The organism is Streptomyces sp. SID5464, from assembly GCF_009862985.1.
Lineage (GTDB): Bacteria > Actinomycetota > Actinomycetes > Streptomycetales > Streptomycetaceae > Streptomyces > Streptomyces chartreusis_D.
On record NZ_WWIQ01000010.1, the window covers coordinates 136,374 to 150,293 of the forward strand.

The 13,920-nt window shown below is 70.3% G+C and carries 13 protein-coding genes and 3 pseudogenes; 5 read left to right on the forward strand and 11 right to left on the reverse strand.

Going from position 1 to position 13,920, the window contains the following annotated elements; all coding sequences use genetic code 11:
- Nucleotides 1-41: 41 nt before the first annotated feature.
- Nucleotides 42-263, reverse strand: a pseudogene (locus GTY47_RS10635) (transposase); the annotation flags it as partial.
- Nucleotides 264-1,117: 854 nt separating this feature from the next.
- Here GTY47_RS10635 and GTY47_RS10640 point away from each other — a divergent pair.
- Entirely contained in the window at nucleotides 1,118-1,684 is a 567-nt protein-coding gene (locus tag GTY47_RS10640) for a Uma2 family endonuclease (protein ID WP_029180866.1), read from the forward strand.
- 308 nt (nucleotides 1,685-1,992) lie between these two features.
- Here the strand turns inward: GTY47_RS10640 and GTY47_RS10645 are convergent, their stop codons facing one another.
- The 3 genes from GTY47_RS10645 to GTY47_RS10655 form a co-directional block, all read right to left on the reverse strand.
- Nucleotides 1,993-2,178, reverse strand: a complete 186-nt coding sequence (locus tag GTY47_RS10645) for a hypothetical protein (RefSeq protein ID WP_010035482.1) — start codon at nucleotides 2,176-2,178, stop codon at nucleotides 1,993-1,995.
- Nucleotides 2,175-2,756, reverse strand: coding sequence for a hypothetical protein (locus tag GTY47_RS10650; protein WP_029180867.1), 582 nt, complete (start codon nucleotides 2,754-2,756; stop codon nucleotides 2,175-2,177). The genes GTY47_RS10645 and GTY47_RS10650 overlap by 4 nt, the downstream gene beginning before the upstream one ends.
- 108 nt (nucleotides 2,757-2,864) lie before the next feature.
- Complete coding sequence (locus GTY47_RS10655; protein ID WP_010035485.1) at nucleotides 2,865-3,857, reverse strand: hypothetical protein; 993 nt, start codon at nucleotides 3,855-3,857, stop codon at nucleotides 2,865-2,867.
- 865 nt (nucleotides 3,858-4,722) lie between these two features.
- Here GTY47_RS10655 and GTY47_RS10660 point away from each other — a divergent pair.
- Entirely contained in the window at nucleotides 4,723-5,850 is a 1,128-nt protein-coding gene (locus GTY47_RS10660) for a DUF5937 family protein (protein WP_010035487.1), read from the forward strand.
- Between the two features lie 56 nt (nucleotides 5,851-5,906).
- Complete coding sequence (locus GTY47_RS10665; protein WP_010035489.1) at nucleotides 5,907-7,175, forward strand: MFS transporter; 1,269 nt, start codon at nucleotides 5,907-5,909, stop codon at nucleotides 7,173-7,175.
- A gap of 79 nt (nucleotides 7,176-7,254) precedes the next feature.
- Here the strand turns inward: GTY47_RS10665 and GTY47_RS40755 are convergent, their stop codons facing one another.
- The 4 genes and pseudogenes from GTY47_RS40755 to GTY47_RS10685 form a co-directional block, all read right to left on the reverse strand.
- On the reverse strand, nucleotides 7,255-7,839 hold the full coding sequence (locus tag GTY47_RS40755) for a DUF6069 family protein (protein WP_010035494.1): 585 nt from the start codon (nucleotides 7,837-7,839) through the stop codon (nucleotides 7,255-7,257).
- A complete protein-coding gene (locus tag GTY47_RS10675; RefSeq protein WP_029180868.1) occupies nucleotides 7,836-8,447 on the reverse strand; it encodes a TetR/AcrR family transcriptional regulator in 612 nt (203 codons plus the stop codon). Before GTY47_RS10675 ends, GTY47_RS40755 begins: the two co-directional genes overlap by 4 nt.
- 80 nt (nucleotides 8,448-8,527) lie before the next feature.
- Nucleotides 8,528-9,123, reverse strand: a pseudogene (locus tag GTY47_RS10680) (NAD(P)H-binding protein).
- Between the two features lie 117 nt (nucleotides 9,124-9,240).
- Nucleotides 9,241-10,143, reverse strand: a pseudogene (locus GTY47_RS10685) (EamA family transporter); the annotation flags it as partial.
- A gap of 80 nt (nucleotides 10,144-10,223) precedes the next feature.
- Here GTY47_RS10685 and GTY47_RS10690 point away from each other — a divergent pair.
- Complete coding sequence (locus GTY47_RS10690; RefSeq protein ID WP_010035501.1) at nucleotides 10,224-11,123, forward strand: LysR family transcriptional regulator; 900 nt, start codon at nucleotides 10,224-10,226, stop codon at nucleotides 11,121-11,123.
- Nucleotides 11,124-11,177: 54 nt separating this feature from the next.
- On the opposite strand, the gene GTY47_RS10695 is transcribed toward GTY47_RS10690, so the two are convergent.
- The 3 genes from GTY47_RS10695 to GTY47_RS40760 all read right to left on the reverse strand — a co-directional run bounded on the left by GTY47_RS10695 (nucleotide 11,178) and on the right by GTY47_RS40760 (nucleotide 13,344).
- Nucleotides 11,178-12,473, reverse strand: coding sequence for a phosphatase PAP2 family protein (locus GTY47_RS10695; RefSeq protein ID WP_010035503.1), 1,296 nt, complete (start codon nucleotides 12,471-12,473; stop codon nucleotides 11,178-11,180).
- 74 nt (nucleotides 12,474-12,547) lie between these two features.
- The gene (locus GTY47_RS10700) at nucleotides 12,548-12,928 is read right to left on the reverse strand and encodes a hypothetical protein (protein WP_324604440.1); all 381 of its coding nucleotides are present in this window, start codon (nucleotides 12,926-12,928) and stop codon (nucleotides 12,548-12,550) included.
- A 104-nt stretch (nucleotides 12,929-13,032) separates the two neighbouring features.
- Nucleotides 13,033-13,344, reverse strand: a complete 312-nt coding sequence (locus tag GTY47_RS40760; RefSeq protein WP_267880834.1) for a helix-turn-helix domain-containing protein — start codon at nucleotides 13,342-13,344, stop codon at nucleotides 13,033-13,035.
- 120 nt (nucleotides 13,345-13,464) lie between these two features.
- Here GTY47_RS40760 and GTY47_RS10710 point away from each other — a divergent pair, with 120 nt between their 5' ends.
- The gene (locus GTY47_RS10710) at nucleotides 13,465-13,887 is read left to right on the forward strand and encodes a nuclear transport factor 2 family protein (protein WP_029180870.1); all 423 of its coding nucleotides are present in this window, start codon (nucleotides 13,465-13,467) and stop codon (nucleotides 13,885-13,887) included.
- Nucleotides 13,888-13,920 lie beyond the last annotated feature (33 nt).

The window sequence follows — 13,920 nt, forward strand, 5'->3', positions numbered from 1 at the left end:
GCGGATGCGGTCGGCGCGCTTGGGGACTGTAGGACGTCGTTTCAGTTGGCGAGTCTGCGGTAGCTGATCAGGGCTGCGGCGATGCCGACGAAGGCCAGGAAGTGTTCGGCCTTGCGCTCGTAGCGGCGGTGCAGCCGTCGGCAGCCGGCGAGCCAGGACACCGTCCTCTCGACGACCCAGCGGTGGCGGCCCAGCCGCTGCGAGGACTCGATGCCTTTGCGGGCGATCCGGTGGTGGATGCCCCGCTTGCGGAGCCATCGGCGCAGGTGGTCAACTCGCGAAGTGAACCCCCGCCGCGAAGGCCGAGTGCCGGTCCTCCGTCGCACCAAGGACTACGTCCCCGCCCCGTCCCCGCCGAGGCTGAGCGATGTGCTCGGCCGACAGGGCTGACCAGCGGGCCAGTGGGGCCCGGGCTCACGATTCCGTGAGAGGAACCGTCTGGGACTCACCAGGACGCCATCCACGCAGGTCAGAAAGCATATGGACGCCGTAGAAACACCCATTGCCATCGAGCCTGATCAAGTCGCTCCCGCCGCGCCCACCAACGCAATCTGGGGTTTCTCTAAAGTGGGTGTCGCAGCTTCAAATCCTGTTGGGGGGACAACGCGTTACGTCACCGACCTGGGGTTTCTTGCCCAGGGAGGCGCTCTATTCGTCCTCGGCCCCCCTACTCCAGGGTTTGCATGAGCCAGGCGGGGTGTTGATCTCCCCAATGGCGCCCAACGAATCGGCGCCATCCGGCACGCACTCCGAGCCGGGCACATAGTCACCGCCGAGAGGCGTCGTCAGTGCGGTACAAGCCTGGCGGCGGCCTCAGCGATCACCCGATCCGCCTCGGGCAGCAGACGCGTACCGAACGGGGCAAGGTCCCCGCCGCGCCGTATCCGCGCCAGCGGTACCGCGGCGGCTGCCGCACTGGGTCAGTGATGCCGCTGGCCTGTTCCGGTCCCCTGATGACGAGGCCACCGTGCCGGTTCCTCACTCTTGCCGTGGGCGTGCTGGTCGGATGGCGGCCGACGGGGGGTGCGTGAGCGGGACAAGCGTGCCGGACGGACGGCAGACAGTACGCTGCATTCAGCGGGATCGGACCCGCAGCACAGTGTCCGGGAGGTGCTTCATGACGGCCGAGATGGTGGCCCCGGCGTGGATGCATGAGCAGATCACGGCGGAGGAGTACGAGTCCTGGTCCGAGGAGCAGTGTTCCGGCATCGAGATCGTGGACGGGATGGTCGTCGTGACTCCGAGTGCCTCCAAGCGGCACAACCGGCTGGCCCGCGTTCTGGCGAACGCCCTGGATGCCGCCGCGGGCCCGGAGTGGAACGCCGACACTGGCTTCGACGTCCGGCTTCAGGACGTCCCGCTCACCAATCGCCGTCCGGACGTCGTCGTGTACCGCGCAGACACGATCGACATCACCCCCACCCGCCCTGAGCATGTACTGCTGGTCGCGGAGGTGGTGTCACCAGGCTCGGAGACCACCGACCGGATCGTGAAGGTCGACCAGTACGCCAAGGCAGGCATCGGCTTCTACTGGCGGATCGAGCAGGCCGCGACAGGGGTTCCTCTCGTGTACACCTACGTTCTTGACCCCGCGACGAAGACCTACCGGGACGGAGACGTGTTCACCGGCGTCCTCAAGGTAGTGGCCCCCTTCCCAGTGGAGATCGACCTCGGCCAGGTCTGACCCACGCGCTGCTCAGCAGCCGGCAGCGCGTGAGCGATGCGTGAGCGGACTGCCCGATACAGAGCGGCATGAGCCGGATCAAGTGGCTCGCCGCGCGGTCCTGACCAGGGGAAACAGCACCGCGCGGCAGCGCCAGGCATCCCCTGGCAAGGATCCGATCCCACTCCTAAAGCGGGTGTTGCAGGTTCGAATCCTGCCGGGGCACCAGCCAAAAGGCCCCGGACCGATCATGGTCCGGGGCCTTTGACATGTTCTTCTGACATCGACGCGGACTCGGCGGGAGGCGCGGACGGGAGCGTTGGGGCCGGTCAGGCGCGCCGAGCCTGCCGGAACTCCTCGTTCAGTCGTTCGCCTTCCGCGCAGAGGAGACCGAGGTTTGTTCCCTCCTCGTCCATGGCGGAGCACGTGGCGCAGGTGATGCAGTGGTCTGCCAGGTGCACGAACGCGTCCACCCACGGGGCATCGAAGAATGACGGGTAGACGTTGTCGGTCACGCCTCAGGCTCCATGGCCAAGCAGTGCTTTCCGGCGGCGATCAGCCGGGCGACCGTGAGTGGACTGCACAGCATCGCCGCTGAGTCCATCGGCACCGACCAGTAGCAGGCGAATGCGTGCTCCCGGGGCACGGCATCCAGTCGCGGCACTCCCAGGTAGCTGCCGCGGCCGAGGCATTCCACCTCCAGGGCCCGCCACGTGTCGGCAACCTGGTGCAGCGTCGCAGACATCCGGGCAGGCACCAGCGCATAGAGCCGCGAGAAGCGCGGATCAGAGATGACCGGCCCTCCGCCGAGGGCCTCGGCAAGGAACGCGTCCAAGCAATCGGCCTCGCTGCTTCCCGCCAGAGCGACTACCAAGCGGCTGGGGATCCGTACGGCCGAGAAGAGCGTGCCCAGCGGCATCATCGCCACGTGGTGCTGTTTCCATTCCAGCCGGGCCCGGTGCCGGAGCAGGGCCGGCAGCGTCGACAAAAGCCAGTGTTCCGAAGCCAGTCGGCGGTCAGTGGTGGGGTGCACGAGTAGTCCGGGTGCAGCCTCAACGGGCCTTGAGGCCCGTTGGCTGTGGTCGCTGGTCATGCTCGTGCCTCCCCGGTCGCAGTTGGTCCGCCTCATACGCGCGACCCTAGGGATGTGTGGTCACGCCCACCCGAGCTGACAGTTCGGGTGAACCACGGGCTCGGCGGCCTACACGAGGCCGATGCGCACCGCCAGTTGCTCGGCTTGCCGCGCGTGCATGGCCCGGCCTCGGCGCATCACCGTCAGCACCAGCTGCCGCGCGAGCGGCGTCCGGGCCAGGTCCTCCGGGGCGGTCACCTCCAAGCCGAGGAGGGCGAGAAGCGCGGCGGCGTCGTCCCGGCGCTGGCTGTGGCAGGCCGCCACCTCCAGACCGAACGTGAACTCGCGCTCCAGTGAGGGCAGTCCGCTCGTGTCGATGGCGTCCGCGGTGTGCAGGGCCTCGCCGGTTTCTCCCGCTTCCATCTCGATGCTCAAGGCGTGCAGCGCAATGTTCGTGGGCCCGAACACCGTCCAGCCGATGTTGCTCACGTCGGGGACGACGCGGGCCGCGGGCGCGGCATACCGGGTGAGCCGCTCCCTCGCTTCCCACCATTGGCGCCGACGCGCGGCCCCCACCACGGCGACCAGCTGGAGGGCGCCACCCATCGCGACCCTCTCGACCTCCGGCATCCGCGCGGTGGCAATCTGCTCAGCCGCCCGGAGCGCGAGTTCCTCCGCCTCGGCGGGCTGGCCCGCAGCAAGCAGTACGTGACCGAGGTTCCACTGAGCGGCGGCGATGCGGAGCGGATCGTCGGCGTCCTCGGCGGCTCGCATGGCTCGGTCGGCAGCCAGAGTGGCAAGGTCCACGCGGCCGGTGCGGCGCAGATACGAGCGGAGCAGGCAGTACAAGTCCGCCGACGCTCGGAGTACGGCGCGGCGCTCTGTTGGGTCCGTCCCTGTCCGAGCGGCGCGTAAGGCGTGTTCGACGTCGGCGACGAGCCCGGGCAGGGTGTCGGCCGCCTTGGTGAAGCGGTCTCCTGCCGTCTGCCAGCTCTGCCATGCAGCTTCAACCCGGTCCTGCAGCTGGTCCGCCGGCACGGGCGCGGTGCTGAGGGCTGGGCCGTAGCCAAGGAGGGCCCGACCGACCGCAGCGTCCGCGGTGTCCGCCGACTCCTCCTCCACCGGTGGCTGCTCCGACAGCAGTGCGGCCGTGGGAACCCCAATTCCTGTGCGAGGGCGCACAGGATGGGCAGCGACGGCACCTTGAGGCCCCGCTCGATCTGCGACAGGTAGTCCGGGGAGATGCCGACCAGCCCGGCGATCGCCAGGTCGTTGCCGAACTTGGTGGCCAGGACCACCTCGTCGCGGAAGTCCCTGGTCGCCGCCGAACCGAGCCTGACGGGCGCCGTCTTCAAGGACCTCAGCTGCAGCGGCGCCAAGGTCCCTGGCCTCACCTCCTCCCAGTCCACCGACGACGGCACCAACAGCCCGAGGTTCGCCGCGCCGTCCGCGGGGACCCGGCTGGTGACCGCCGGCATCGGAGGCAACGACATCGGCTTCGCCTCGCTGATCAAACCGTGCGTCATGGGAGTGGCGTATCAGGCCCTGGGCAGCAGCAAGTGCATCCCCAAGGACGCCCCCTGCGAGCGGCAGTACGTCAGCTACAGCGGCACCGACGAGATGCAGCACAAGATCAAGCAGGCCGGCGAAAAGCTCTCCGCCGCGCTGAAGGAGGTTGAGCGCCGCGCGCCCGAGGCGGAGGTCTACGTCGCCGGCTACCCCGCGATCCTGCCCTCCGACGTCGACGAGTGCGGCCGCGAACTGCCCGTCCCCCGGCGACGTGACGTACCTGCACGAGAAGGAGGAGCAGCTCGACGCGATGCCGAAGCAGCGCGCCAAAGCTGCTGGAGCCCACTACGTCGACACCTGCACGCCCTTCGAGGGTCACGACGCCTGCGCGGAGGCGGGCACCGGTGCAGGCCGAAGGCCGAGAACGCGGCGCGGCGCGGCTCCCGTCGCGGATGCCGTGAGGCAAGGATGGCGGGTCATGACGATTGTGTTCCGGGTCCCTGCCGACGGTGCGGAGCGGGTGGGGTTCGCCTACTCGCCGACGATGGAAGCCGTGCTGAGTCTCCATGTGCTGGTGGAGCCCAAGCATCACCCCGTCCAGCACGGCTGGGTGCGTGCGATGCGCAAGCTGTCCCCGGCGCTGAAGCGGGAGATCGAGGCGTTCTCCTACGCGGTGCGCTCGTACTTCCCCGAGTTCCTCTTTCCGCAGCCGACCGGCCAACTGGCGGCCTTCGAAGACGAACTGGCCGGCTTGCGCGGGGCGGATCCGGAACTGGTCCGCCTGGAGTTCGCCGTCCCCCTGCTCACGCCCTGGCCGGGCGGCGGCGAGGGCAGGGATCCGCAGGTGCTGGACGAACCGGAGGTACGCGGCCTGTTGCGGGAGCGAGTCGCACGGGAAAGCGACGAAGCGATGGCCGCGATGCTCCTCGACGACCCCCGCGCGCTGCTCGAACGGTTCCTGAGCATGCTGGAGCGCTACTGGCGGGAGGCATTCCAGGAGGAATGGGCACGGCTCGAACCCGAACTCGCCGCCGGCGTCAGCGAGGCCGGACACCAGATCGAGCAGCGCGGCCTGTACGGGATGCTCCGCGGCCTGTGGCCGGAGGTGCGCAGCGATCCGCAGGCCGAACGCTTCTGGCTGGAGCGGCCGCACGACCACGAGGTCGCCATCGGCCCGGACGACACACTCGTGCTCGCCCCCAGCGCCTATGTGTGGCCGCACGTACGCGTCAACTGCGACGGTCCGTGGCCCCTCGGGCTCGTCTTCCCCGTCTCCTCGATCGTCCGGGAAGCCCGCCCGAGGATTCCGCCGACCAGGCTCGTCGGCACACTCCGCGCGCTCGCCGACGACACCCGGCTGCGTGCCCTGCGGCTGCTCGCCGAACGCCCGCGCAGCACCCAGGAGTTGGCCCCGCTCGTCGGCGTCAGCGAGGCCGCCCTGTCCAAGCACCTGCGGGTGCTGGCGGACGCGGGCCTGCTGGAGCGCCGCCGCGAGGGCTATTACGTCCTGTACCGGCTCGCGCCCGGACAGGTGGCGGGCCTGACACCGAGCCTGGAAAGCTTCCTGCACGGCGACGGCGACGGCGAGGTGACTGAGCACGACTGATTAGCCATCTGCCTAATAAGTGGATCAGGCCCCCGACAGGACCCGACAGTGGCCGCATGTCACTGCTGAAGGACCGCAACTTCCTGCTTCTCTTCGCCGGCCAGGGCATCTCACGCTTCGGCGACGGCCTGTACACCGCCGCGACCGCCTGGCTGGCCTGGTCACTGACGAAGGACCCCACGGCCGTCGCCGTGGTCAGCGTCTCCGCGTTCGCGCCCGCGTTCGTGGCCACCTTCGTCGTCGCCTCGTACGCCGACCGCCGCGACCGCCGGAAGCTGATGATCGCCACCGACCTGGCCCGGGTCGCCGTGGTGGCCGTGGCTTCGGTCCTGCTCTCCCTCGACCTGCTGAACCTGCCCCTGCTCGTGGCGACCACGGCGCTCCTGGCACTGATCGGCGCCCCGTTCGCCCCGGCCCGCAACGCCATCGTCCCGCAGATCGTGCCGGACGACCGCCTCCAGCAGGCCAACGGACTGCTGCAAGTCGCCTTCCGGGCCGCCTTCTTCGTCGGCCCGCTCATGCTCGCGCCGCTGCTGGCCTTCGGCTCGCCGCAGTCGGCGCTGGCGGTCAACGGACTGACCTTCCTGGGCTCGGCGGCCGCCGTGGCCGCCATCCGCGTGACCCGCCCCGCCCCGACCGGGGGTCAGACGGGGTTGTGGTCCGATCTCAGCGCCGGGCTCAGGGCCGTGCGGGCCGCTCCCGACGTACTCGTGGTCATCGTGACCTTCGTGCTCGCCCTCGCCCTGACCAACGGTTTCCTGACCGTCGGGCTGGTCGCGGTCGTGGGACAGGGCGGCCAGTACGGCCTGCTGCTCGGCGTCGCCGGGGTCGCCGAAGTGGTGGGCGCCCTGCTCCTGGCCGGTCTGCGCATCCGCAGACTCGCACTGGCCGCGGTGCTGGCGTGGGCCCTGCTCGGGATCTTCCGGGCTCCGCTGGGAACGGTCACCTCCCATGCTGTGGCGGCGGTTCTCCTGACCGCCACGGGGCTGGCCTCGGCCCTCACGGACATTCCCTTGATCGCACTGGTGCAGCAGCGCATACCGAGCCATCATCTGGCGAAGGCGCTCGGCCTGTGGGAGGCCGGGGTGGCAGGAGCCCTGGCGATCTCCCCCTTTGTGGCCTCGACCGCCATCACCCTCGCCGGAGTCGAGAACGCCTTCCTGCTCTCGGGAGCCGCCGTTGTCGTCCTGGCCGTGACCGCCACGCTCGCCCTCGCATGCATCGGCGCACGGCAGCCCGGTAAGGAGCCCTTCGTCACGGCCGACGGCACGGTAAGCGTCGCGGCGCCGGAAGAGACAGCGGTGATCACGGCCAAACCTGAGTGACCGCGTGGATCATCGCTGTGCGCAGGTCAGCTCAGGACGCTGTTGTCGCAGCCTGATAACGAGCGTGTCGGGGCCATCATCAAGGCGGGGCCCGTGTCGGCGACCTGGTGCAGCGTCGCAGACATCCGGGCGGGCACCAGCGCATAGAGCCGCGAGAAGCGCGGATCAGAGATGACCGGCCCGCCACCGAGGGCCTCGGCCAGGAACGCGGCTGGCCGCGCCCGGCGGCGCGCTCGGCGGGCTGCGGGCATGAGGGGGAGAAACCCGCACCCGTCCCCGCCCCGGGTGACCTGCCGCCCAGCCCCGGGATCAGCACCGCCGCCACCGCCACGTGCATCAGGGCGAGGGCGAGCCGGGTGCCGCCGTCCATGCCGTCGCCGAGGAGCGGCAGGAAGGACACGGCCAGTACCGCGCCGGCCAGCCCCGTCCAGATGGCGCGGGCGCGCCGCACGCCTGATCGCTCCAGGGCGGCCAGCAGCCCCCAGCCGGAGAGCGACGCGAGCAGTGCGACGACCGCTGCGGGCGCGGCGCCGATGCCGAGCGTCCGCTCGCCGTCGGTGATCCGCAGCCGGTGTCCCAGCAGTGGGTCCGCGACCAGCCACACCAGGACGGGGGCCAGGACGGCCAGGGCCGTAACCCCCAGGCGCCTTCTGCGCGCGCTCACTTGGTGGCCCCCGAGAGCGCCCCGTGCAAGAACACCTCCACCAGCTCCTGCGGGGTCAGGTCGGGCTCGTCCTCCGTGCGCGGCTGGGTGAAGAGCAGCCCGAAGAAGAGGGCCGCGATCTGCTCCGGCGGGCGGCGCAGGGCGGCCTTCTCGGGCTCCAGCAGTTCGGCGAGGGCCGCGCGGATACGGGTCGTCGACTCGTCGCGGCCCGCGCCGCGTACCGTGCCGGGGTGCTTGCCGCCGCGATGCCCGAGCGAGCCGAGGACCGCACCCATCCTGGACATGTGCGCCTGCAGCGCCTCGGCCGCCTCCGCGAGCCGGTCGGGCAGCGGCTGGGACAGGTCGATCGCGTCGAGCTCGCGGACCGCGTGCTCGGGTGAGAGCGCCTCGGCCATGCAGGCCTGCAGCAGCTCGTCCTTGTCGGCGAAGACGCGGAAGATCGTGCCCTCGCCGATGCCCGCGGCGCGGGCGATCTTCGCGGTCGTCACGGCGGCACCGTACTCGGCGATCAGCGGGATCGCGGTCTGGATGATCATTTCGCGGCGCTGCTCCGGCGACATGGCGGGGGCGCGGCGGCGGGTGCTCTGCTTCTCCTCAGATGCTGTCATGACCGAGAGAGTACGGAGTGAGGACTCACTCCGTCAATGAGTGAGTCCTCACTCCGTAAATTCGCGCCAGAGAGACCGGCTCACGCTGACGGGTGGCGTTCGCCTCGGTGGACCACCGTGACGAGGTGGTCGGGGCCGGGGGTCTCGAGTTCGTCGACCACGGCGACGGCCAGGTCCTCGGCGCTGATCCAGGATCGGCCGTCGGCGCTGATGAGCAACGTGTCGGTGCCGCGCCGATAGCGGCCGGTTCGTTCGCCGGGTTCGAGCAGGGCCGGTGGGCTCAGGTAGACGCAGTCGGCATCGGCATGGGACCGGCAGGTTCGCAGCTGAGCGATTCCGGCGGCGGCGACGGGCTTGATCTCGGCGGGTACGTACGCCGGGTTGTCGGCTACCAGCTCGGGATCCGCGTCCTCGTGGTCGGCGGCGCCGGCGCCCTGCGCAGCCCCGACGACCGCGATCTGGCGTCCGCAGCGCCGTGGGAGGCGGAGCCTGCGAGCGCCTCGCGTAGGGCGTGCGAGTCGTTCGCGTCGACCGCGATCGGCGTCACGTTGCGGATCCCCGGGTTCTCGTTCGCGGGTTTCCGGGACAGGGCGAGCACCTGGTGTCCGCGTGCACTTGCCTCATTGGTCACCCGGCTGCCGACCATCCCGGTGGCGCCCAGTACGGCTATCTTCATGCCCGTCCTCATCGGATCAATCCCCTTTGTTCGGGTTCGCCTTGTGTTCGGCTTTTCTCGGGTGCGGGTTTCTGTCGGTCTGGCGCGTGCCACGCGGCCCGGCAGGTTCGGGGCCTTGAGTTGCGCCGCCAGCAACGCGGCCAGGGCGAGGACGAAGCCCACGGTCTGCAGCAGGCTCAGCGACTCCCCCAGCGCGATGCCGATGACGGCCGCGACCAGCGGGGACAGCAGCACCAGCGGTGCGGACGCGCCGACCGGCAGCTTTCCGACACCGCGGAACCACAGCGTGGACGCGACCAGCCCGCCCACGCTGCCGAGCCACAGGTATCCGCCGGCGGCGGGGGCGTCGATGCGCGGCGGCGCCCCCTCGATCGCGAGGGTGAGCGGGAGCAGGAGCAGGCCGCCCGCCGTCAGTTGCCAGCCGGTCAGGGTCAGTGGCCCGACGCCCTTGGGAAGCCCGACGCCCGTGGGAAGGCCCCACCGCTTGGTGAGGACGATCCCGGCGGCCATGGTGGCCGTACCGCCGATGCCGGCGAGGACGCCGACGGCGTCCAGCCGGGCCTGTGGCCCCAGTACGACGAGTCCGACACCGACCACGCCGAGCACGCCCCAGGTCAGTCGCCAGGCCGTGGGCCGGTCGTGGAGCAGTGCGACGGCCAACCCCGCGACCAGCAGCGGTTGGGTGGCACCGAGGGTGGCGGCGACACCGCCAGGGAGTCGTTCGGCCGCCACGAACAAGAGGGGGTACAAGGCGCCGATGTTGAGCGCGCCGAGGACGGCGGCCTTCCACCACCAGTCCCCGCGCGGGAGCACGCGGGTGATCGCCAGTGCGAGCAGCCCGCCCGGCAGGGCGCGGAGCATCCCGGCGAACAGCGGATGCCCGGCTGGGAGCAGTTCCGTGGTGACGACGTACGTGGTGCCCCAGGTCGCGGGGGCGAGTGCGGTCAGTGCGACGGTGGCCACCTGCCGTGGGGACGAGCTCCGCGGCGGGCCCGGTGCCCGCTCGGTCGACGTATGCATGTGATGAAGTCTCAGATCCAGGCCGGTCATGAGTCCAACACATGCTTGCCATCGCAGCCATGAACCAGAACGATGACTGTGTGGATCTCCAGCAGATGCGCTACGTCGTCGCCGTCGCCGAAACCCGCAACTTCACCCGCGCCGCTGAGCGCTGCTTCGTGGTGCAGTCGTCGCTCAGTCACCGGATCGCCGGCCTGGAACGGGAGCTCGGGGTCAAGCTGTTCGCCCGGTCCAGCCGCCGGGTCGAGCTGACCCCGGCGGGAGCGGCGTTCGTCGCCGGCGCACGCGAGTGCCTGGCCGCCGCCGACCGCGCGGCTGCCGACGCCGCCGCCGCGACCGGCGTGGTGCGCGGCCGGCTCGCCGTCGGCGTGATCGTGACGACGGCAGCCGTCGACGTACCCGAACTGCTGCAGCGGTACCGTGCCCAGCACCCGGACGTCCGCGTCGCCCTCCGGTCCGGGCGCAGCGATGAACTGGCGGCGGCGGTCCGCGACGGCGACCTGGACATCGCCTTCCTCGGCATGCCGGAGAACGAACGGCCTTCCGGTGTGGAGAGCGTTGTTCTGGCTCACGACGAGCACGTGCTGGTGGTGCCGGCCGGGCACCGGCTGGCGGGCGTTTCCCAGGTCACGCTGCGGGAGACCGCCGAAGAGACGTTCGTGGACTTCGTGAGCGGGACGCCCGCCCGCGCCCAGTCCGATCAGGCGTTCGCCGCCGCGGGCCTGGTCCGCGACGTGGCGTACGAAGCCGGCGTCGTGGAGCTGATCACCCGGCTGATCGCGCGCGGGCTCGGCATCGCGCTGCTGCCGTCGGCGTTCATCCGGCCGCGGGCCACCGACGACTCCGAACTGGCGCTGGTCCCGGTGGTCGACGGGCCGCATCGCATCGAGTACCTGGCGTGGAGCCGCTTCAACCCCAGCCCGGCCACCCGGGCGATGCTCGACGTCCTCGGGGTGGGAGCGCCGTCAACGGGGTCCTGATCAGCGGGTGTTCGTCGACGGCACCACGCTCTCGGCCTCGGTGACCAACGCTGCTCAAGCCGGCTCGGGTTGCGGTTCCGGTGGGCGCGTCGGTGCGATCGTCGGCTGCCATTGTCTGGTGGTCCGCACGTAGCCGTAGATCACCGAGCTCATCGCCAGGACGAGAAGTGGCCCGAACACCGCTGGATGCCGGGCCATCTCCATCGGCAGGTAGCGGTACGACACCAAGAGCGCGGCGAAGACCGTGGCGCCGTAGGTGACCAGTTGGATCCCCGGTCGGTCCCAGCCGCGGTCGAGCGCGCGCAGCGCTGCCTCGATGGTGAGTGCGAACACCACGCCGGCGATGAGATCCACGCCGTAGTGGTAGCCGAATCCCAGGGTTGCGCAGAGCGTGGCAATCAGCCAGAACGTGCCCGCGAACCGCAGAATCCGTGGCGCTGTGCGGGTGTGTACGAAGATCGCGACAGCCCACGCCGTGTGCAGGCTGGGCATGCAGTTGCGGGGGGTGATCCCGTCGTACGAGAACGGGTGCGGGGTGCTGATCGGCGGCGGTGTGTCCGGCCACAGGTTGGCCACCGCCCAGTGCACGCCGCCGGTGCCGGAGGCGCCCGGGCCGTAGGCGAAGACCGGTCCGACCACCGGGAAGAGCATGTAGATGCCCGGCCCGAGAAGGCCGATCACCAGGAAGGTGCGCACCAGATGATGGCTCGGGAAGCGGCGCTCGACCGCCACGTTGCGCAGCTGGTAGAGCGCGACGACGACCGCGGCCACCGCGAGCTGGGCGTAGACCAGGTCGAGGACATGGGTGCCGATCGGGCCGGTGGCCTCGACGATCCGGCCCGCCAGCCATGACGGGTTGCCCAGCGCCTGATCGGCGGTTGCCACGTACTGGTCGAGCACCCCCGGGCGGGTCTTCGCTGTGATGAACAGCCAGGTGTCGCCGGTCTTGCGGGCGGCCACCAGCAACAGGCCCAGCCCGACGCCCTTCAGCAGCAGGACGCGTTCCCGGCCGGTGCGGCGCGTGACAGCGATGACCGCGCAGCCCAGCATCACCCACAGCGCGCCGTTGCCGAAGAGATGGCCGTCGGCCGTCTTGGCGTCGACTGCCCACCGCACCAGCAGGAAGACGGCGTCGATACCGATCGCGGCACCGGCCGCGATGAACCGTTGCCGCCAGGTGAGCACCACCATCATCAACGCCATACCGCTGTACAGCGGTCCCGGTTTCGGGGCGAAGATCAGGGCCTCCACCTGGTTGGCGATCGGCCCTGGCTGACCGTAGCGGCGTGCGGCGATCTCCAGTGCGACGAGGAATCCGAGAGCCACCGCACCCGCCGCGATCCACAGCATCGCACGTCGATGACGCCAGGCAACCAGGGAAGTTGTGCCGCTTATTCGCGAAATCACCCGCGATGCTCTAGGTATCAATTGTTTGGCCGATTTGTTCGAATGGTTGGGTGGATGAAAAGCGATGGGGCAACCATCGCGAGTTCGAACATGTTATCGGGGTTGGGTGAAATTGCGGCGTCGGCGGGCAGTTTGCGCCCCTCAGCTTCGGAGACGTCCGAAGTACCGGGCGCGGAGCCGGTCGAGAGGATGGCGCCGGCCGCGATGCCGGTCATCCGGCCCTCGCCGCCGGAGAGCGACAGCCCGCCGACCACGGCCGCGGCGATCGCGGTCAGCTCCCAACCCGGGCCCACCGAGGGGCCGGCCACGTTCATCCGGCCGATCACCAGCACCCCGACCACGCCCGCCAGCAGGGCACGGGCGACGTAGGCCGAGGTGATCCGGCGGCCGGTCGGGATGCCGGCGAGCCGGGCGGCCTCCTTGTCGCGGGAAGTCGCCGACGGAGACCAACACCCTCGACGACCCGGTCGCCGTCGCTCCGGTCACCGGACGGGTCAGCGGATCACCTATCCCTCGCGTCGCGCCGTGAGGTGGAGAGATGCGACAGCCGCTCCCCGGTGCGGTACAGCTCGATGAGCAGCGGGCGCAGAGCTCGTCCGGCCGGAGTGAGCGTGTAGCGGGTGCGGGCGGGGAAGCCAGGGAGCCGCTCCTGAGCGATCAGGCCGCGTTCGCGGAGCGTGTGCAGCCGGTCGGACAGAACCTTGGGGCTGATCAGCGGAAGCCTGTCGCGCAGGGTGCCGAAGGAATACGGCGCGTGCATCAGCTCCCGCAAGACCAGGGTGGTCCAGCGGCCCGCGACAGCCGCCAGGGCGATCTCGACGGGGCAGTCCGGTTGCGGCCGCGAGGTGCGCCCGGGCCGGGACGGAACGAGGTCGGTGTCCCAGTCGTGGGTTTCCGTTTGGTGAGCTGCTTCGCGACACGCTTGGCTGCCGTCATGAGCATCGACATGAATCCCAGGCACGACCATGACTCCACTGTCGCCCTGTCCTGCGACGCCGCGCAACACCCCATGGTCTTCGCTGCCGCGTTCAACTCCGGCAGCCCCGAGGCCCTCGCCCGTGTCTACGACCGACGGGCTCTTTTCGTGCCGCGTCCCGGCACATGCGTCACCGGGCAGGAGATCGCAGCCGCCAACTCCGCGTTCCAGTCATTGGGGCTGCCCATCAGTGTCCGCCCACGGCACACGTACGTCGCCGACGACATCGCCCTGCTCATCGTCGACTGGACCATCGACGGCCACCGTCCGGACGGCGAGCGGGTCCGCCTTGAGGGAACCGCCACCGACGTGGCCCGACGCGGACCTGACGGCCTGTGGCGGTACCTGATCGACAACCCCTTCGGCACGTCGGCGGACTAGGGCCTGTCGTTTGGATCAGGTCGCAGGGAAGTG